At 72.4% G+C, this 17,178-nt stretch carries 19 protein-coding genes and 1 pseudogene; 10 read left to right on the forward strand and 10 right to left on the reverse strand.

From position 1 onward, the window contains the following. Window positions 1–14: 14 nt before the first annotated feature. Window positions 15–971, forward strand: coding sequence for a TIGR03557 family F420-dependent LLM class oxidoreductase (locus QSK37_RS29115; RefSeq protein ID WP_285627322.1), 957 nt, complete (start codon window positions 15–17; stop codon window positions 969–971). A gap of 44 nt (window positions 972–1,015) precedes the next feature. Here QSK37_RS29115 and QSK37_RS29120 read toward each other — a convergent pair whose 3' ends face one another. After that, entirely contained in the window at window positions 1,016–1,288 is a 273-nt protein-coding gene (locus QSK37_RS29120; protein WP_285627325.1) for a hypothetical protein, read from the reverse strand. Window positions 1,289–1,353: 65 nt separating this feature from the next. After that, window positions 1,354–1,902, reverse strand: coding sequence for a GNAT family N-acetyltransferase (locus QSK37_RS29125; protein WP_285627330.1), 549 nt, complete (start codon window positions 1,900–1,902; stop codon window positions 1,354–1,356). A gap of 151 nt (window positions 1,903–2,053) precedes the next feature. Here QSK37_RS29125 and QSK37_RS29130 point away from each other — a divergent pair, with 151 nt between their 5' ends. Together QSK37_RS29130 and QSK37_RS29135 are read left to right on the forward strand one after the other, a co-directional pair. Beyond that, window positions 2,054–3,493, forward strand: a complete 1,440-nt coding sequence (locus tag QSK37_RS29130; protein ID WP_285627333.1) for a DHA2 family efflux MFS transporter permease subunit — start codon at window positions 2,054–2,056, stop codon at window positions 3,491–3,493. 83 nt (window positions 3,494–3,576) lie between these two features. Then, window positions 3,577–4,521 (forward strand): NADP-dependent oxidoreductase, encoded by a 945-nt coding sequence (locus QSK37_RS29135; protein ID WP_285627336.1) that lies wholly within the window; start codon window positions 3,577–3,579, stop codon window positions 4,519–4,521. On the opposite strand, the gene QSK37_RS29140 is transcribed toward QSK37_RS29135, so the two are convergent. Next, on the reverse strand, window positions 4,505–5,902 hold the full coding sequence (locus QSK37_RS29140; protein ID WP_285627339.1) for a DHA2 family efflux MFS transporter permease subunit: 1,398 nt from the start codon (window positions 5,900–5,902) through the stop codon (window positions 4,505–4,507). The genes QSK37_RS29135 and QSK37_RS29140 overlap by 17 nt on opposite strands. A 97-nt stretch (window positions 5,903–5,999) precedes the next feature. Here QSK37_RS29140 and QSK37_RS29145 point away from each other — a divergent pair, with 97 nt between their 5' ends. Continuing rightward, window positions 6,000–6,587, forward strand: a complete 588-nt coding sequence (locus QSK37_RS29145; RefSeq protein ID WP_285627342.1) for a TetR/AcrR family transcriptional regulator — start codon at window positions 6,000–6,002, stop codon at window positions 6,585–6,587. On the opposite strand, the gene QSK37_RS29150 is transcribed toward QSK37_RS29145, so the two are convergent. Continuing rightward, window positions 6,559–7,323: an SDR family oxidoreductase gene (locus QSK37_RS29150; protein WP_285627344.1), complete on the reverse strand. Its 765-nt coding sequence runs from the start codon at window positions 7,321–7,323 to the stop codon at window positions 6,559–6,561. The two genes, QSK37_RS29145 and QSK37_RS29150, sit on opposite strands and share 29 nt — an antisense overlap. Before the next feature lie 100 nt (window positions 7,324–7,423). Between QSK37_RS29150 and QSK37_RS29155 the strand changes: the two genes are divergently transcribed. Further along, the gene (locus tag QSK37_RS29155) at window positions 7,424–8,272 is read left to right on the forward strand and encodes a helix-turn-helix transcriptional regulator (RefSeq protein ID WP_285627347.1); all 849 of its coding nucleotides are present in this window, start codon (window positions 7,424–7,426) and stop codon (window positions 8,270–8,272) included. A gap of 99 nt (window positions 8,273–8,371) precedes the next feature. After that, on the forward strand, window positions 8,372–8,953 hold the full coding sequence (locus QSK37_RS29160) for a DUF4352 domain-containing protein (RefSeq protein WP_285627351.1): 582 nt from the start codon (window positions 8,372–8,374) through the stop codon (window positions 8,951–8,953). A 106-nt stretch (window positions 8,954–9,059) separates the two neighbouring features. Here the strand turns inward: QSK37_RS29160 and QSK37_RS29165 are convergent, their stop codons facing one another. Beyond that, window positions 9,060–9,905 carry a siderophore-interacting protein gene (locus QSK37_RS29165; protein ID WP_285627354.1) on the reverse strand — a complete coding sequence of 282 codons (846 nt, stop codon included), beginning with the start codon at window positions 9,903–9,905 and terminating at the stop codon, window positions 9,060–9,062. A gap of 1 nt (window position 9,906) precedes the next feature. Then, the gene (locus QSK37_RS29170; RefSeq protein ID WP_285627357.1) at window positions 9,907–10,917 is read right to left on the reverse strand and encodes an ABC transporter substrate-binding protein; all 1,011 of its coding nucleotides are present in this window, start codon (window positions 10,915–10,917) and stop codon (window positions 9,907–9,909) included. Between the two features lie 144 nt (window positions 10,918–11,061). Between QSK37_RS29170 and QSK37_RS29175 the strand changes: the two genes are divergently transcribed. Genes QSK37_RS29175 through QSK37_RS29185 form a run of 3 tightly spaced genes read left to right on the forward strand, consistent with a single transcriptional unit; the run spans window position 11,062 to window position 13,921 of the window. Then, on the forward strand, window positions 11,062–12,108 hold the full coding sequence (locus QSK37_RS29175) for a FecCD family ABC transporter permease (RefSeq protein ID WP_285627359.1): 1,047 nt from the start codon (window positions 11,062–11,064) through the stop codon (window positions 12,106–12,108). Further along, window positions 12,105–13,130, forward strand: coding sequence for a FecCD family ABC transporter permease (locus tag QSK37_RS29180; RefSeq protein WP_285627362.1), 1,026 nt, complete (start codon window positions 12,105–12,107; stop codon window positions 13,128–13,130). Before QSK37_RS29175 ends, QSK37_RS29180 begins: the two co-directional genes overlap by 4 nt. After that, entirely contained in the window at window positions 13,127–13,921 is a 795-nt protein-coding gene (locus QSK37_RS29185; RefSeq protein WP_285627365.1) for an ABC transporter ATP-binding protein, read from the forward strand. The genes QSK37_RS29180 and QSK37_RS29185 overlap by 4 nt, the downstream gene beginning before the upstream one ends. 36 nt (window positions 13,922–13,957) lie before the next feature. Here QSK37_RS29185 and QSK37_RS52075 read toward each other — a convergent pair whose 3' ends face one another. The 4 genes and pseudogenes from QSK37_RS52075 to QSK37_RS29200 all read right to left on the reverse strand — a co-directional run bounded on the left by QSK37_RS52075 (window position 13,958) and on the right by QSK37_RS29200 (window position 16,319). Then, window positions 13,958–14,380 (reverse strand): DUF8820 family protein, encoded by a 423-nt coding sequence (locus QSK37_RS52075; protein WP_490246506.1) that lies wholly within the window; start codon window positions 14,378–14,380, stop codon window positions 13,958–13,960. After that, window positions 14,293–14,472, reverse strand: a pseudogene (locus QSK37_RS52080) (DUF6745 domain-containing protein); the annotation flags it as partial. The pseudogene QSK37_RS52080 and the gene QSK37_RS52075, both read right to left, overlap by 88 nt. Then, window positions 14,441–14,749 (reverse strand): hypothetical protein, encoded by a 309-nt coding sequence (locus tag QSK37_RS29195; protein WP_285627372.1) that lies wholly within the window; start codon window positions 14,747–14,749, stop codon window positions 14,441–14,443. The gene QSK37_RS29195 and the pseudogene QSK37_RS52080, both read right to left, overlap by 32 nt. Before the next feature lie 10 nt (window positions 14,750–14,759). Beyond that, a complete protein-coding gene (locus tag QSK37_RS29200; RefSeq protein ID WP_285627374.1) occupies window positions 14,760–16,319 on the reverse strand; it encodes an MFS transporter in 1,560 nt (519 codons plus the stop codon). Between the two features lie 113 nt (window positions 16,320–16,432). Between QSK37_RS29200 and QSK37_RS29205 the strand changes: the two genes are divergently transcribed. After that, window positions 16,433–17,167: a TetR/AcrR family transcriptional regulator gene (locus QSK37_RS29205; protein ID WP_285627377.1), complete on the forward strand. Its 735-nt coding sequence runs from the start codon at window positions 16,433–16,435 to the stop codon at window positions 17,165–17,167. The last annotated feature ends 11 nt before the right edge of the window (window positions 17,168–17,178 follow it).

Consider the following 17,178-nt stretch of genomic DNA (forward strand, 5'->3'; position numbering starts at 1 on the left):
GCCGAAGGAGACGCATGACGAGGTTCGGGTACTTCCTGTCGAGCGAGGAGCACTCACCGCGTGAACTGGTCCGCCAGGCACGGCTGGCCGAGCAGGCCGGGTTCGAGGCGCTGTGGATCTCCGACCACTACCACCCGTGGCTGGACGAACAGGGCGAAGCGTCATTCGTGTGGTCGGTCGTCGGGGCACTGTCCGAGGCGGTGTCCCTGCCGATCACCACGGCGGTGACCTGCCCGCTGATCCGCATCCATCCGGCGGTCATCGCCCAGGCCGCGGCCACGAGCGCGGCGCTGAACGAGAACGGCTTCGTGCTGGGGGTGGGCTCGGGGGAGGCACTGAACGAGCACATCCTGGACTCCCGCTGGCCGCCGGCGAGCGAGCGGCTGGAGATGCTGGAGGAGGCGATCGGCCTGATCCGGCGGTTGTTCACCGGAGAGCTGGTCACGCACCACGGCAAGCACTACCACGTGGACACCGCCCGGCTGTACTCCCTGCCGGACCGGCCTCCGCCGATCTACATGTCGGGTTTCGGCGACCGCGCGGCCGAGCTGGCCGGGCGGGTGGCGGACGGCTTCATGTGCGTGAAGCCCGACGCCGACCTGGTCAAGACGTTCCGTGCGGCGGCCGGAGGGGACAAGCCGGCCCAGGGCGGGTTCAAGGTGTGCTGGGCGCCGGATGAGGCTCAGGCCCGTCGTACCGCGCACCGCCTGTGGCCGAACGACCAGCTTCCGGGGGAGGCCGCGCAGCTCCTGCCGCTGCCCCGCCACTTCCAGCAGCTCTCGTCGCTGGTGACCGAGGAAATGGTGGGGGAGAACGTGCCCTGCGGGCCGGACCCGCAGCGGCACATCGAGGCCCTGCGGGCCTTCGTCGACGCCGGGTACGACGAGGTCTACGTCAACCAGATCGGCCCGGACCAGGAGGAGTTCTTCGCCTTCTACGCCGAGCAGGTGCTTCCGGAGGTGTCCGCCTGACGTGACCGCCGCGGCCCCGTGTCACGGGCCGCGGCGGACGTACGTCAGCGCGCGCCGCGTACGTCCCAGTCGTTCGGGCCGATGCGTGCGCCGTGCTCGCCGGTCTCCACCATCTCGAGCGCGGTCAGCCGGTCGACCGCGGCGCGTACGGTGTCCTCCGCGAGGCCCGTCTTGCCGGCGAGCCCGTCGACGTCGACGGGGCCGCGCAGAGTAGCGATCGCCTCATAGACGATCAGCTCGTCGCCGCTCAGGACCTGCGGCTCGCGCTTCGGCGCGGCCTGGGCATCGTGCTGTTCGGGTGCTGTCCGGTCGCTCATGGGAGCGTCCTCTCGTCGTGCCGGTCGGCTCGATGAGACTCCGGGATGCCCGGTCGGCCGGGGTGTCAAACCTCCTGGTCCGGCAGGGCGAGCCAGTCCGGACGGCTCAGCTCGTACACCCGCACCGGTTCGCCCACGCGGCCCACCGTGTCGCTGTGGCGGCGCATGCCGATCTTGATCATGACGCGTTCGGAGCCGGTGTTGGCGGGCTGGTAACGAGCGGCGATGCGCTCGGCGCCCAGGTCGGCGAACGCCTCGTCGCGCAGTGCGAGGGCGGCCTCGGTGGCGAACCCCCGTCCCCACCATCGCGGGTCGATCCACCAGCCGATCTCCAGCGCCGACTCCTCGATGCCGGGCACCAGGGAACCCAGGCGGTTGAGGGCGGCCACACCGGCGAAGTCGCCGTCGTGGTGGATCGCCCGCCAGCCGTACCCGTGCCGTGCCCAGTGCTCCAGGTGCTCCCGGTGGCGTTCGGCGACGCGCTCGCGGCTCCACGGCCGTCCGTCGCCGATGAAGCGCGTCACCCGTTCGTCCGAGGCGAGCCGGAGGAAGTCATCCTCGAAGCGCGCGTCCCAGGGCCGGAGTTCCAGCCGTGCCGTCGTCAGCGTACGCATGCGCCCAGCGTAGGAGCCGATCGCCGGCGGAGGCATGGCCGGGAACGACGGGGTAGGGATGCAGGGAAGGTCAAATCAGTACATAAAGCGGCATCGGGGTGCGTCGGATGCGCTGAGCCCGGCCGCGGGAACCCGGGAGGAGTGCCGACGCTTGTCCGTTGACACCCGTGATGACGGCCGCCCGGCCTCGGACGAGGTCACCGGGCGGCGCTGGCGGGCGCTGGCGGTCTGTCTCGTCGCCGCGTTCATGACCCTGCTGGACGTGAGCATCGTCAACGTCGCGTTGCCGTCCATCCGTTCGGGCCTGCACGCCTCGCCGGACGGCCTGCAGTGGATCCTCAGCGGGTACGCGCTGGCGTTCGGGCTGGTGCTCGTCCCGGCCGGCCGGCTCGGCGACGCCCGCAGCCGCCGCGCCGTCTTCATGGCCGGGCTGACGCTGTTCACGCTGTCCAGCGCCGCCGCCGGGATCGCGCCGGCCATCCAGTGGCTGGTGGTGGCCCGTCTGGTCCAGGGAGTCGCCGCCGGCATCGTCAACCCGCAGATCGCCGGGCTGATCCAGATCCTGTTCCGCGGACATGAGCGAGGTCGCGCGTTCGGTGCGCTCGGCGCCACGATCGGCATCGCGACCGCCGCGGGCCCCATCCTCGGCGGGGCGCTGATCTCCCTCGCCGGCGCGCAGGACGGCTGGCGCTGGGTGTTCTACGTCAACATCCCGGTCGGTCTCGTCGCCCTACCGCTCGCCTGGCGCCTGCTGCCGCCGCCGGGCGAGGGCCGTCGCCGCGAGAGCCTGGACCCGGTCGGCGTGCTGCTCCTGGGCGCCGGCGTGGTCGGCCTGCTCCTGCCGTTCGTGCAGGAGCAGCAGTGGCACGGGAGCGCGAAGTGGCTGCTCATCCCCGCCGCCGCGGTGATCCTGCTGGGCTTCCTGCAGTGGGAGCGGCGGCACCGGCAGCCTCTGGTGAACCTGTCCCTGTTCCGCCGCCGGTCGTACGCTCTGGGCTCGACGATCGCCCTGCTCTACTTCGCCGGGTTCACCTCGATCTTCTTCATCTTCACCCTCTACCTGCAGAACGGCCTGCACTACAGCGCCCTGTTCGCCGGCCTGTCGATCACCCCGTTCGCGCTGGGCTCGGCCACCGGGTCCACGATCGGCGGCCGGATGGTCGGCCGCCTCGGCCGGCCCCTGGTGGCGCTGGGACTCGTCCTGGTCGCCGTGGGCCTGACCGCGGCCTTCCTGGCCGTACGCGCGGTGCCCGGCTCGCACGCCGCGCTCGCCACCGCCCTGCCGCTGCTGCTGGGCGGCTTCGGCAGCGGCCTGGTGATCTCCCCGAACCAGGCGATCACACTGTCGGAGGTGCCGCCGGAGGGCGGCGGAAGCGCCGCGGGCGTCCTGCAGACGGGCCAGCGCATCGGCACGGCGATCGGCATCGCCGGTGTGGGCGCGGTCTTCTTCGCGGCCGTCGGCGCCTCCCACGGCGACTGGGCGACGGCCTTCCGCCGGGGACTGCTGGTGGTGACGGCGTTCGTGCTGATCGCGCTGTGCGCGGCCGTCGCGGACCTGGTCGCCGGACGCCGCCCGAAGCCCGGCCGGTAGCCCGGGGACGGCGGGTGCGTCGCGGATCTGGTCTGGGGTCCGCCCTTCCGCGCGGGCCGCGGATCGGATTGGATGGCAGGTATATGAAGGCAGTAGGTGTTTCCCGTTTCGGCGGGCCCGAGGCGCTCGAGGTCGTCGAGCTGGACGAGCCTCATCCCGGGCCGGGTGAGATCCGCGTCCGCGTGCACGCGGCGGCCGTGAACCCGACCGACACGCTCTTCCGCGCCGGCGTGACGAGCGCCGAGGCGCTGCGCGACCGGCCGCCTCCGTACATCCCCGGCATGGACGTCGCGGGCGTCGTCGACGAGGTCGGCGAGGACGTCCGCCAGTCCGTCGGCGACGACGTCATGGCGATCACCCTGCCTCGCAGCAGACTGGGCGGCGGGTACGCCGAGCACGTCGTCGTGCCGACCGACTCGGCCACGGCGATGCCGATCGGCGCCACGTACGCCGAGGCGTGCACCCTGCCGATGAACGGCATGACCGCGCAGCTCACCCTCGACCGTCTCGCGCTCGAACCCGGCCGTACCCTCGCGGTCACCGGGGCCGCCGGGGCGTACGGCGGGTACGTCGTGCAGCTCGCCAAGGCCCGCGGCCTGCGGGTCGTCGCGGACGCCTCGCCCGAGGACGAGCCGCTCGTCCGCAGGCTCGGCGCCGACGTGATCGTGGCGCGCGGCGACGGGGTCGCGTTGCGCATCCGGCAGGCGCTGCCGAACGGCGTGGACGCCGTGGCCGACGGCGCCGTCATCGGTGCCCCTCTGCTCGCGGCCGTACGCGACGGCGGCGCGCTCGCCGCGGTGCGCGGCTTCGGCGCCGAGACCGAGCGCGACATCGCGGTCCATGAAATCTGGGTCAGCGAGTACGCCCGCGAGTGGGACAAGCTGGACGAACTGCGCCGTCTCGCCGAGACCGGCGCCGTCACGTTGCGCGTCGCCCAGACGTACCCCCCGGAGCGGGCGGCCGACGCCCACCGCCGCCTGGAGGCGGGCGGCGTCCGCGGCCGGCTGGTGATCATGTTCCGGCCGTGACCTCGCGGGCTCTTACGCCGGGCATGAGGAGCGCGGGCACCAGGGCGAGCGCGCTGAAGCCGATCGCCCACCAGAAGGTGTGCGCGTACGCCGTGCCCCGTGGGTGCGCGGCGAGCTGCCACTGCAGGATCACCGCGAGCAGCGCGGCGCCGAACGACCCGCCGACCTGCTGCAGGATCCGCGTCGCGCTGCCGGCGTGCGGGATGTCGGCGGGGTCCACCCCCTGGTACGCCGCGGCCATGACGGCGATGTTCGCCCCGCTCATCCCGGCGCCGCGTACGACGAGGGAGACGGCGAGCAGCCACTCGGGTTCGCCGCGCGTGAACGCCAGCGTGCCGAGCGCGGTCAGCGCGGTGCCGATGAGGACGAACGGCCGCGGGCCGACGCGGTCGACGAGCGTGCCGAGCGGACCGCGCGTGAGCAGGCTGCCCAGCCCCTGCGGCGCGAGCAGCAGCCCGGCGGCGATGACGCCCTGACCGCGGACCTGCTGGTAGTACAGCGGCAGCAGCAGCATCGCCCCGAACAGCGACAGGCCCGACAGGAAGAGCAGGGCCGACGACGCGGCGAAGGACCGTACGCGGAACAGCCGCAGGTCCACGGCCGGTTCGCCGCCCGTACGCAGGGCGTGCCCGACGAAGCCCAGGAGCAGCAGCACTCCCGCCGCCAGCGGGTACAGGACGGTCGCGTGCCCGAAGCCGCCGTGCGCGCCGACCTGGGACAGCCCGTAGATGATCGCGGCCAGCCCGGGTGACAGCAGCACCAGCCCGACCAGGTCGAGGCGCTGCCCGCCGCGCGGCGCGTCCGCGGGCAGGCCGCGCCAGGCCAGGATCAGCGCGACGGCGCAGATCGGGACGTTGACGTAGAAGATCCACCGCCAGCTCGCGTTGCCGACGATCAGCCCACCGATCACCGGGCCGAGGATCGGGCCGACCAGCGCCGGGATGGTGATCGTGGCCATGAGCCGGCCGAGTGACCGCCCGCCCGCGGCGCGCAGCAGCAGCGTCTGCAGGATCGGCAGCATCAGCCCGCCGCCCACGCCCTGCAGCGCGCGGAAGGCGATGAGGCTGCCGGCGTTCCAGGCCAGGCCGCACAGCATCGACCCGGCCAGGAACAGCACCAGCGAGATCAGCCACATCCGCTTGGCCCCGAACCGCCCGGTCAGCCACCCGGTCGCCGGGATCGCCATCGCGAGGGCCAGCAGGTACGCGGTGACCACCCACTGGATCGCCGCCAGCGACGTGTGCAGGTCGCGGCCCAGCGCGTCGATCGCGACGTTGACGATCGTGCTGTCCAGCAGCGGCGCCAGCGCACCGACGACCAGGATCATCGCGAGCTTGAGCACCGCCGGGTCGAGCCGCTCCGCCCGTGCCGTGTCCGCCACGGTCCACCTCCACCCGAATAAGAGACGCCCTGTCTCTAATGCCGAGGAGTGTAGAGTGGCATCGTTAGGAGACGCAAGGTCTCTTATGGAGGGTGCGATGAACGACGACGCCCCGGCCGTACGACGCCGGCGCGGCTCCGAGCTGGAGGCGGCGATCCTGCGCGCCACCTGGGAGGAGCTCGGCGCCGTCGGCTACATGAACCTCACGATGGAGGGCGTCGCCGACCGCGCCCGGACCGGCAAGCAGGTGCTGTACCGCCGCTGGCGCAACCGGGCCGAGCTGGTCCTGGCCGCCATGCGGTCCCGCGTCGTGTCGATCGCCGACGACGTTCCCGACACCGGGGAGTTGCGCGGCGACGTCCTCGCCGTGCTCGACCGGATGGCGCGGCGCTACGACGACGTCGGCCCGGACGTCGTGCACGGCCTGATGGCCGAGGCGCGCGACCTCGACCCCGTGTTCTTCTCGATCATGACCGGCGTGATGGAGACCATCCTGAGGCGCGCCGCCGACCGCGGCGAGATCCGGCCCGGGGCGGTCGGCCGGCGGATCACCACCCTGCCGGCCGACCTCCTCCGGCACGAGATGCTGCTGACGTCCGCCCCGGTTCCGGAGTCCACGCTCGTCGAGATCGTCGACGACGTCTTCCTCCCGCTGGTCAATTCCCGTGCGGGTCGGCGGCGTTGAGCGTCGCGACGACCTGGTCGTAGTCGCCGCGCGCCTCGCCGTACCGCAGGAACTTGACCCGCTCGACCTGGATCTCCTTCGCGTCGGGCTCCGTCTCGAGCAGCGCGACGACCTCCGCCACGAACTCCTCCAGCGGCATCGCGAACTCACTGCTCTCCTGCCCCGGCAGCAGCGCGGTGCGGACGGAGGGCGGCACGAGCTCCACGACCTTCACGCTCGTGTCGGCGAGCTGGAGCCGGATCGACTCGCTGAGCATGTGGATCGCGGCCTTCGACGCGTTGTAGCTCGGCGTGACCTTGAGCGGCGTGAACGCCAGACCCGAGGAGACCGTGACGATCGTGGCGTCCGGCTGGGCCCGCAGGTGCTCGACGAACGCGGCGATGAGCCGGATCGGCCCGAGCACGTTGGTCGTCACGACCGACTCGGCCGAGGCGAGGAACGACTCGGGCCGGTGCCAGTCCTCGATCTTCATGATGCCGGCCATCGTGACGAGGACGTTGAGGCCGGGATGCCTCGCCAGCACCTCCTTCGCGGCGGACTCGATGCTCGCGGCGTCCGCCGTGTCGATCCGGACGGTGTCGATGCCAGGGTGCTCGGCGGCGATCCGTTCGAGCAGCTCGGTACGGCGGCCGCCGACGATGACGGTGTTGCCCTTGGCCTGCAGTTCCAGGGCGAGGGCCAGGCCGATGCCGCTGGTGGAGCCGGGGATGAAGATGGTGTTTCCGGAGATGTTCATGCCCCGATCCTGTCCACGCGGCCGTCCCGGTGGCAGAGACCGTTCATCGGGGGATCGGCGATCCCTGGTTCACCTGCGAAACCGGCCGATAATGGTGTCCATGGATCGCGCAGCACTGGCGGACTTCCTGCGCCGCCGCCGAGAGGCGTTGCAGCCGGAGGACGTCGGCCTTCCCTCGGGCGCCCGGCGCCGGGCCCCGGGCCTGCGGCGTGAGGAGGTCGCGTCCCTCGCCGTGATGTCGACCGACTACTACACGCGCCTCGAACAGCGACGCGGTCCGCAGCCGAGCGAGCAGATGCTCGCGTCGCTCGCCCGCGCGCTCCGGCTGACCGGCGACGAGCGCGACTACCTGTTCGAGATCGCGGGGCACAGCGCCCCGACCTCGGTGTCGGCCGCGACGCACGTCGCCCCCGCCCTGATGCGGGTGCTGGACCGCCTCGACGACACTCCGGCGCTCATCCTGTCCAACCTGGGCGAGACCCTCGTGCAGAACCGCATGGCCGACGCCCTGTTCGGCGACAGGTCGGGCTACACGGGCCTGGCCCGCAGCGAGGTCTACCGCTGGTTCACCGACCCCTCCGAGCGGCTGCGCTACCCCGAGGACGACCGCGACCGGCAGAGCCGCGCCATGGTCGCGAACCTGCGCGCCGCCTACGGCCCGATGGGCTCGCGGTCCCGAGCCGGCGAGCTCGTACGGGCCCTGCGGAAGGAGAGCACGGAGTTCGCCGAGCTGTGGGACCGGCACGAGGTCGCCAAGCGCTTCGAGGACCACAAGACGCTCATCCACCCCGAAATCGGCCCGATCGAACTGGACTGCCAGGTGCTGTTCACCGAGGACCAGTCACAGGCGCTGCTCGTGCTCACCGCGCCCCCGCGCACCGAGGGATACGAGAAGCTGCAACTGCTCGCGGTGCTGGGTCAGGACCGGTTCGCCGAAACGCGCGGTTAGAGCCGGCCCCAACGGTGTGGTCGCCATGGAGCGCACCGGCCTTCGCCATTTCGCGCACGGGCGGAGAGACGCTTCGTCGGCGGGCATTAGCCTCCAGGGGTGAACAGCCCTTACCGGTTCTTCCGGGCACTCGCCGGTTTCGGTCTGTCCGTTGCCCTGTTCACCGCTTGCTCGGGGAACGGCGCGACGGACGAGCCGAGTGAGTCGGCGCTGAGTCCTCTGCCCACGCAGACGACGATCGCCGCCGCGCTCGGCAGCACCATCAAGCTGAGGTCGGGCGTCGGCACCGACAAACCGGACCCGAACCTGGGACCGTCGGAGATCGAAGTGGCCGCCACCAAGGTCGCCGACCCGGTCAAGGGCGGGGACGACCCACTGGCGAGTCCGGCTCCCGGCAACCGTCTCGTCGCGGTCGAGTTCACCTTCACCGACCGGGGCGTGAACCCCTTCAAGACGGCGGTCGACGCCGCGACCGTCGTCGACGCCCAGGGCAAGTCCTACAAGGACAAGGTCGCGTTGCACCTGTCCGTGAACCCGCTGATCAGTACGGTCAACGTCCCGGCGGGCGGCACGCAGACCGGCTACATCCCCTTCGAGGTGCCCCAGGACGCGACGATCACCAAGGTCCGCTGGGCGATGGACCTGGGTGCCGGCCAGACCGGGGAGTGGAACCTCGGCTAGAGCCGGGTCCCGTGCCGGCCGACGGCCGGCCGGCGAGGGGCGCCGGGTGGCCGATGGCGGGCTTCTTCTCACCTGCCCCCCGCCCGGTCCGATACGTCGCGATCTTCTAAGAGGCTCGTGCGGCCTCCGCGAGGAGGTCCTCCTCCGACGCGCCCCGGCGCCAGTAGCCGGTGAACTTGACCGCGCGACGGTCGAAACCGCGTTCGCCGACCAGGTGGCGGCGTAGCGCGCGGACGGATCCGGCCTCACCGGCGATCCAGGCGTACGGGGTGCCGGCGGGGAGCGCGGCGTCGCGGATCGCGTCCACGGTCGGGCGGGCCGGGGCGGCCTGTCCGCGGACGAGCCAGGTGATCTCCGCGTCCGCCTCGGTCGGCAGCCGCCGGATGTCATCGGCGTGCGGCACCTCGATCCACGCGCGGGTGCGCGTGCCGGGCGGCAGCCAGGACAGGATCCCGGCCACGGCGGGCAGCGCGGTCTCGTCGGCGGCGAGCAGCACCCAGCCGGTGTCCGGCGGCGGGCGGAAGTCGACGCCGCCGTTGTCGGCGGCCGTCGGGCCGAGGACGGCCACGCGGTCGCCGGGCCGCGCCGAGGCCGCCCAGCGCGAGGCCGGCCCCCCGTCGCCGTGCAGCGCGAACTCGACGTCGAACTCCTCCGGCTCGCGCCGCTGCCCGCACACGGTGTAGGTGCGCATGACCGCGCGTACGTCCGGGTCCATGGCGCACCAGCGCGGATACCAGTCGTCGTCCCCGCCGGGCATCGCGGGCGTCTCCTGGTGCCGATGGGGGAGGAACAGTTTGACCCGCTGGTCGCGGCCCCCACACGTCAGGCCGGCCAGCCCCTCGCCGCCGAAGGTGATCCGCCTCATGGTGCGGCCGACGAGTTCGGCGCGGACGACGTGGACGTCGAAGAAGCAGAACGGCGCCGTCCGCGGGCGCGTCGCCGCGGGCGCCACGTCAGCTCACCTTCTTGGCGTCGCGTACGGCCTTGGCGAAGGCCTCCAGCACCGGCGCGCAGCCCGCGTAGCTGAACCGTGCCTCGCTCAGCCAGGGGGTGATCTGGCCGGCCTTGACGGCGGGCAGCTTCGACCAGCTCGGCTTGGCGGTGAGGTCCTTCGGCTGCAACGCGGCGGTCCGGTTGTCGAGCAGGATGATGTCGGCGGGGTACTTGTCGGCGTTCTCCCAGCTCAGGTTCTCGAAGAAGCCACCGGTGACCTTGTTCGGCACGATCATGTCGACGCCCAGGCTCTGGAAGTAGGACAGGTCGGCGTACACGCGCGGGTCGGAGACGTAGAACAGGTCGGGGCTGCCGGACGCCGCCAGCACCTTGATGCCGGGGTTGGCCTTGGCCGCCGCGCGTACGGACTCCACAGCCTGGTCGAAGCGCGCCTTGGCGGCGGTGACCGGCGCGGCCTTGAGGTCGGCGCCGAGCGCGGCGGCGAGCTGCTCGTGCCGCTGGATCGGCTGGGGCAGGCTGACGTGTGAGTCGGTGAACCCGATGCTCGGCGCCAGCGGGAGGATCTTGTTCTTGCTGTCGTCCGGGACGAACCACAGGTTCGGCGGCTGGAACATCTCGGTGACCAGCAGGTCGGGGTGGAGCGCGGCGTACTTCTCGATGTTGAACTCGCCGTAGGCGTTGCCGATGATCGTGACCTTGTTCACGTCGAGGCTCCCGGCCAGCGGGTCGGGGCGGCCGTCCTTCAGCTTCGTCGGCCCGAAGACGCCCACGAGCTGGTCGCCGACGCCGAAGTCGTGCAGCGCGGCGGCGGTGCCGACGTAGGCGACGACCCGCTTCGGCCGGCTCTTCGCGGTGGCCTTCTGGCCGCGGTCGTCGGTGAACGACCAGCTTCCGGAGGTCGTAGCGCGGGCGCCGCCGTTTCCGCCGCAGGCGGCGAGCAGCGCGCCGAGTCCGGCGGCGCCGCCGGCGGCCAGGAGACCGCGACGGGACAGATCGTGCGTTCCGGGCATGGCGAGGCCTTCTCTCGTCACTAGGAGGGAATGGTCACCGAAGTCATGCGGGGGCTGATCGTCGGGCCGAACTTAGGTTAACCTAACCTAAGTCCCGCCTGTCCAGTAGGGGCCGGGCCTCTCGATCCGGATCGGAGCTGGTACGTGCCTGTCACCGACCTGGCGCGCGTCGAGTCGCGACCGGACGCGCCGACCGGCGTCCGCCCCCGCGCGGTGCGCGTCGCCGGTCCGTTCGCCGCGGCGCTGTTCCTGCTGGCCGTGCTCGTGCTGAGCCTCGCGTTCGGCGCCAAGCAACTCTCCCCGGCCGAGGTGTGGCACGGGCTGACCGACCCCCACGCGCCCGGCTACACCGTCGTCCGTCAGATCCGGCTTCCGCGCACGCTGCTCGGCCTGCTGGCCGGAGCGGCGCTGGGCCTCGCCGGCGGCCTCATGCAGGCCCTGACCCGCAACCCGCTGGCCGACCCCGGGCTGCTCGGCATCAACGCCGGCGCGGCCTCCGCCGTCGTCTCGGCCATCTCGTTCTTCGGCATCAACTCCTTCACCGGCTACGTGTGGTTCGCGTTCGCGGGCGCCGGCGCGGTGTCGGTCCTCGTCTGGGCGGTCGGCGGCGGGCGCGGCGCCACCCCGGTACGGCTGGCGCTCGCCGGCACGGCCGTCAACGCGGTGATGTACGCCTACGTCAACGCGGTGCAGCTGCTCGACACCGACTCGCTGGACCGGATGCGGTTCTGGACGGTCGGCTCGCTGGCCTCCGCGCGGCCCGCCACGGTGACCGGCATCCTGCCCTTCGTCGCGGCCGGCACCGTGCTCGCGCTCCTGCTGGCCCGCCCGCTGAACGCCCTCGCGCTGGGCGAGGAGTCCGCGAACGCGCTCGGCGCGCGGCCCGCCCGTACGCGAGCGGGCACGATCGTCGCCGTCACCCTCTTGTGCGGCGCCGCCACCGCCGCGTGCGGGCCGATCGTCTTCGTCGGCCTGATGGTGCCGCACGTCGTACGCGCCCTGACCGGTCCCGACCTGCGCCTGCTGCTGCCGTACTGCGCGCTTCTCGCGCCCACGACCCTGCTCGGCGCCGACGTGCTCGGGCGGGTGCTCGCCCGGCCCGGCGAGGTGCAGGTGGGCATCGTCACCGCGGTGCTCGGCGGCCCGTTCTTCCTGCACGTGGTCCGGCGCGGACGGTGGGCGCGCGCATGATCCTGCGGACTCCCGGCGGATGGTCGGTGCGCGTACGGACGCGCGCCCTGGCCGTGGGCGCGCTCTGCCTGCTGGCCGCGCTCGTGTTCGCCGTCGTCGCGATCGGCAGCGGCGACTACCCCATGAGCCCGGCGGCGGTGGTGCGCACGCTCGCCGGGTACGGCTCGGCCGCCGACGCGTTCATCGTGGAGCAGGTACGCCTGCCCCGGGTCCTCACCGCCCTCCTGACCGGGGCGGCCCTCGGACTCTCCGGCGCCCTGTTCCAGTCGCTCGTGCGCAACCCGCTGGGCAGCCCCGACCTGCTGGGCTTCACCCAGGGTGCGGCGGCGGGCGCGCTCGTGACCGTGGTGGCCGGCGGCGGCAGCGTCGCGCTCATGGGCGGCGCGGTGGCGGGCGGTGTGGCCACCGGCGTGCTGATCTACGCCCTCTCCTGGCGGCAGGGCGTGCACGGCTACCGGCTCGTGCTCATCGGCATCGGCGTCGCGGCCATCCTGACCGGCGTGAACGGCTACCTGCTGACCCGCGCGGACATCCCGGACGCCACCCGCGCCGTGCTCTGGCTGACCGGCAGCCTCAACGGGCGCGGCTGGAACGACGTGGTGCCCCTGCTCGTCGCGGTGACGGTCACCGTGCCGCCGGTCGTACTCGGCGGCGGGCGCGGCCTGCGCATGCTGGAGATGGGCGACGAGACGGCGTACGCCCTCGGCGTGCGGGTCGAGCGGCTGCGGCTGATGCTGCTGGCCGCGGCCGTGCTACTCGCCTCGTTCGCCGCGGGCGCGGCCGGCCCGGTCTCGTTCGTCGCGCTCACCGCGCCGCAGCTCGCCCGGCGGCTCACCGCCGACCCGGGCCCGAACCTCGTCGCCTCCCTGTGCATGGGCGCGGCGCTGCTCACCGGCGCGGACCTGGCCGGCCAGCGGATCATCCCGGGACACCAGCTCCCGGTGGGCGTGCTGACCGGTGTACTCGGCGGCGGCTATCTACTGTGGCTGCTCGCCACCCAGCGAAGGAGGGGCCGGATATGACACGCCTGCGGGCGAACGACCTGACGCTCGCCTACGAGCGGCGCACGGTCGCCGAGGGACTGAGCGTGGCCGTGCCCGACCGGTCGTTCACCGTGGTGGTCGGCCCGAACGCCTGCGGCAAGTCGACGTTGCTGCGCGCCCTGGCGCGCACGCTGAAGCCGCGCTCGGGCACCGTACTCCTGGACGGGAACGACATCCACACGCTGCCCACGCGTGCCGTCGCCCGTACGCTGGGCCTGCTCCCGCAGTCACCGATCGCGCCGGACGGCATCACCGTCGCCGACCTGGTCGCCCGCGGCCGCTACCCGCACCAGCGCCTGTTGCGCCAGTGGTCCGGCGAGGACGAACGGGTCGTCACGGAGGCGATGGCCGCGACGGGCGTCACGGACCTGGCCGGCGCGTACGTGGACGAACTCTCCGGCGGCCAGCGGCAGCGCGTCTGGATCGCGATGGCGCTCGCCCAGGAGACGCCGCTGCTGCTGCTCGACGAGCCGACGACCTTCCTCGACATCGCCCACCAGATCGACGTCCTGGACCTGTGCGCCCGGCTGCACCAGGAGGAGGGCCGCACGCTGGTCGCCGTCCTGCACGACCTGAACCATGCGGCCCGCTACGCGACCCACCTGATCGCGATGCGCGACGGCGAGGTGGTCGCGGAGGGCGACCCGTCCACGGTCGTGACGGCGGAACTGGTGGAGGAGGTCTTCGGCCTGCCGTGCCGCGTCATCCCCGACCCGGAGACCGACACTCCCATGGTCATCCCCGCCGTACGCCGCTCCGCCACCGTCTAGCTCATCGAGCGCTCGTGGCCCGGGCCACCGCTCGGATCAGTCGGCGACCAGGCGGGCGCGGCGGCCCTCGACCTCGCGTTGGCGGCGAACCGCGTACTTTCCGGGGGCGCAGCTTGTCGCGCCGTGTTCCGCGTGCAGCAGGTACACCGGGGCGGTGGCCTCGAAGGCGCCGAGAGTCAGCCCGTTCGTGTCGGTCCCCATGCCGGTCCAGCGGCAGGTGCCCGGCGCGGCGACCAGCGTGTGCGAATGGCCGCCGGCCGTACCGCGCAGCGGTTCCACCCCCTCCGGAGGCACCGGCGTCCAGCGGACGCCCGGCCGGCGGGGCCTTCCGGGTCGTGCAGGCGTACGTTCCCGTTGTCCTGCCACACCTCGGTGCTGAGCGAGACGGGGCGGTCGGAGACGACGCAGACGCGTTCGCGCGGCCACCACCAGCCGCAGGAGCGGGCCGGCACCGCCCACGGGTCGAACCGCCGCGTCTGATCCGCCGTGAACGGTTCGCCGCTCAGCCGCCGGAGCGCCTCATAGTGCGCGATCCGCGACGGGCACTGCACCCGATACCAGTAATTGCGCCAGGACGACGGACTCGCCGCCCGCAGCGCGGTGGTGAGCGAATCCCGGCACGAGTGCGCGAGAGGCCCGCTCACCTCGCACCGTCGGTTCGATCGAACGGCCGGCGATTCGGAAGCGTTCGTCGAGTTGCAGGAACAACGCGGTCTGCATCGCGGAGAAGCGCTGGGGCAACGGCCATTCGGAAAGGCGCTCCACGCTTTCCGAATGTCGTGGCCCCAAGCCCGGCGGTACGGACAGACGAAACCGGATGCTGTCCACTCGGCGTGTGCTACCGGTGGCTGGGTTCGGCCGTCACGGGCGCGGACGCCTGCCGCCGCGGGCGGGCCCGCAGCATCAGTACGGCGACCACCGCCGAGGCCAGGCCGGCGATCACACCGACGACGGAGATCGTCGTCATGGCGTCCACGAAAGCGCCCTTGGCCGTCGAGGCGAGGGCCGCGTCACCCCGGGAGGCCGCGACGGCGAGGGCCTCACCGATCGAGTGGCGGGCCGGGCCGGTGACGTCGTCCGGCATGTTGGCCGCGTACGCGGCGGTCAGCACGCTGCCCAGCACGGCGATGCTCAGCGCCTGGCCGATCTGCGACACCGTGTCGTTGACGGCCGAGCCGACGCCCGCCCGGTCCTTCGGCAGCGCGCCCAGCAGCGTCGCGTACGCCGCGGGGCCCGCCGTGCCGCTGCCGGCGCCCATGACGATCAGGGCGATCACGAGCGTCCCGTAGCCGTCGTCCCGCGACAGCAGAGAGAGAAGGCCGAAGCCCGCGGCCAGCAGCACCAGCCCGGTGGCCAGCGTCGCGCGGGCCCCGAACCGCTTGTCGACGGCCACGCCGATGCCGTTGAAGGCGATCACGGTCACCAGCAGCGGGATGAACGAGACCCCCGCCTTCATCGGGCTGTAGCCCAGCACGAACTGCAGGAACTGGGTGAGCGCCAGCATCAGGCCGCCGGACGCGAACGACAGCAGGACGACGGACAGGCCGGCGCCGCTGAAGTCGCGATCGCGGAACAGGGCCAGCGGCAGCATCGGCGCCCGGCTGACGCGCTGCCAGACCGCGAACGCCGCCAGCGCGACGACCGCGACGACGAAGCCGCCGATCGTCTGCGCGGACGACCAGCCGTCCTTCGCCGAGCCGATGACGCCCCAGACCAGCGCCGTCATGCCGACGGTCGACAGGAACGCGCCGGGCAGGTCGGGCCGGCCCGCCGGGCCGCGGCTCTCGGGGATGAGCAGCAGGGACGCGACGATGCCGAGCGCGGCGATCGGGACGTTCAGCAGGAACACCGATCCCCACCAGAAGTGGTCCAGCAGCAGGCCGCCGACGACGGGACCGCCGAGCGCGCCCAGCATGAGCACCGAACTCCAGATGGCGATGGCCTTCTTGCGCTCCTCGTCGTCGAAGACCGTCGTGAGGATGGACAACGTGCCCGGCATGAGGAAGGCCGCGCCCGCGCCCATCAGCGCCCGGGAGGCGATGAGCTGGCCGGAGGAACCGGAGAAGGCCGCCGGGACCGACGCGCCGCCGAAGAGGATCAGCCCGATGACCAGGCCGGTGCGCCGGCCGTACCGGTCGGAGAGGGAACCCGCCGTGAGGAGAAGCCCGGCGAGGACCAGCACGTACGCGTCGAGGACCCACTGGATGTCGGCGTTGCTCGCGTGCAGGTCGCGGATGAGCGAGGGGATCGCGACGTTGAGGACCGTGTTGTCGATCACGACGACGAGCAGGCTCAGGCACAGGACGCCGAGGATCAGCCATCGGCGCGGATGAGGTGACGTCTCGCCCGCGGAGCCCGCCGAGGGCGCGGGGCCTTCCGGGGTCGGGGGAGTGGACATGGGTCCTCCGTTCGTACGGTGTGCGAGTCTGTCGCACAGCGTACTACCGTCCTCGAACAGTGTGCGAGAGCCGATATCCTGCGATGGAGCGTTTCTCGTGCGAAAGGCGTCCGATGCCACGCGACACCGACCCGATCTCCACCTCGGTCTGGGTGCGACCGTCCCGGCCGCGCCGGAGCGAGCAGCCAACGTTGAGCCGGGAGCACATCGTGCGCGCCGCCATCGAGCTGCTGGACGCCGAGGGTCTCAGCGGCCTGAGCATGCGCCGGCTCGGCGCCAAGCTGGGCGCGGGCGCCACCTCGGTCTACTGGTACGTGGCGAACAAGGACGAACTGCTCGAACTAGCCCTGGACGAGGCCATGGGCGAGGTCGAGCTCCCCGACCCGGCCGCCACCGGCTGGCGGTCCGCGGTGGCGGAATCGGTCCGGAGCGTACGGACGGTGATCCTCCGCCACACCTGGATGGCCGGCCTGTACGGAATCCACCCCGCGATCGGCCCCCAGGCGATGCGGCTGAGCGACCGGCTCATCGCCGTGCTGACCGCCGCCGGCTTTTCGGGCCTCGAACTGGCCCATGCGAGCTCGCTGCTCATGTCGCACGCGCTCGGCTCGGCCGTCATGGACGTGGCGATGCACACCGCGACCACCCGATCCGGCAAGGGCGCGAACGAGCTGGTCCAGCAGCTGGAGCCGTACTTCGACCGCATCGCCGGGGAGTACCCGAGCTACACGAAGTGGTGGTCGCAGAACAAGGACGCGGACCTGGAGCGGCTGCGCGAGGACGGCTTCGAATTCGGCCTGCAACGCCTGCTCGATGGCCTGGAGTCCTGGCTCCGGCCCGGCGGCTGACCCGCGGACGG

This window comes from Actinoallomurus iriomotensis (assembly GCF_030269445.1).
Lineage (GTDB): Bacteria > Actinomycetota > Actinomycetes > Streptosporangiales > Streptosporangiaceae > Actinoallomurus > Actinoallomurus iriomotensis.

Excerpts from the sequence above, each read along its gene's own strand:
- QSK37_RS29115 (WP_285627322.1), top strand. The coding sequence starts at position 15 with ATGACGAGGTTCGGGTACTTCCTGTCGAGCGAGGAGCACTCACCGCGT.
- QSK37_RS29120 (WP_285627325.1), bottom strand. The coding sequence starts at position 1,288 with ATGAGCGACCGGACAGCACCCGAACAGCACGATGCCCAGGCCGCGCCG.
- QSK37_RS29125 (WP_285627330.1), bottom strand. The coding sequence starts at position 1,902 with ATGCGTACGCTGACGACGGCACGGCTGGAACTCCGGCCCTGGGACGCG.
- QSK37_RS29135 (WP_285627336.1), top strand. The coding sequence starts at position 3,577 with ATGAAGGCAGTAGGTGTTTCCCGTTTCGGCGGGCCCGAGGCGCTCGAG.
- QSK37_RS29145 (WP_285627342.1), top strand. The coding sequence starts at position 6,000 with ATGAACGACGACGCCCCGGCCGTACGACGCCGGCGCGGCTCCGAGCTG.
- QSK37_RS29150 (WP_285627344.1), bottom strand. The coding sequence starts at position 7,323 with ATGAACATCTCCGGAAACACCATCTTCATCCCCGGCTCCACCAGCGGC.
- QSK37_RS29155 (WP_285627347.1), top strand. The coding sequence starts at position 7,424 with ATGGATCGCGCAGCACTGGCGGACTTCCTGCGCCGCCGCCGAGAGGCG.
- QSK37_RS29170 (WP_285627357.1), bottom strand. The coding sequence starts at position 10,917 with ATGCCCGGAACGCACGATCTGTCCCGTCGCGGTCTCCTGGCCGCCGGC.
- QSK37_RS29180 (WP_285627362.1), top strand. The coding sequence starts at position 12,105 with ATGATCCTGCGGACTCCCGGCGGATGGTCGGTGCGCGTACGGACGCGC.
- QSK37_RS29185 (WP_285627365.1), top strand. The coding sequence starts at position 13,127 with ATGACACGCCTGCGGGCGAACGACCTGACGCTCGCCTACGAGCGGCGC.
- QSK37_RS29200 (WP_285627374.1), bottom strand. The coding sequence starts at position 16,319 with ATGTCCACTCCCCCGACCCCGGAAGGCCCCGCGCCCTCGGCGGGCTCC.
- QSK37_RS29205 (WP_285627377.1), top strand. The coding sequence starts at position 16,433 with ATGCCACGCGACACCGACCCGATCTCCACCTCGGTCTGGGTGCGACCG.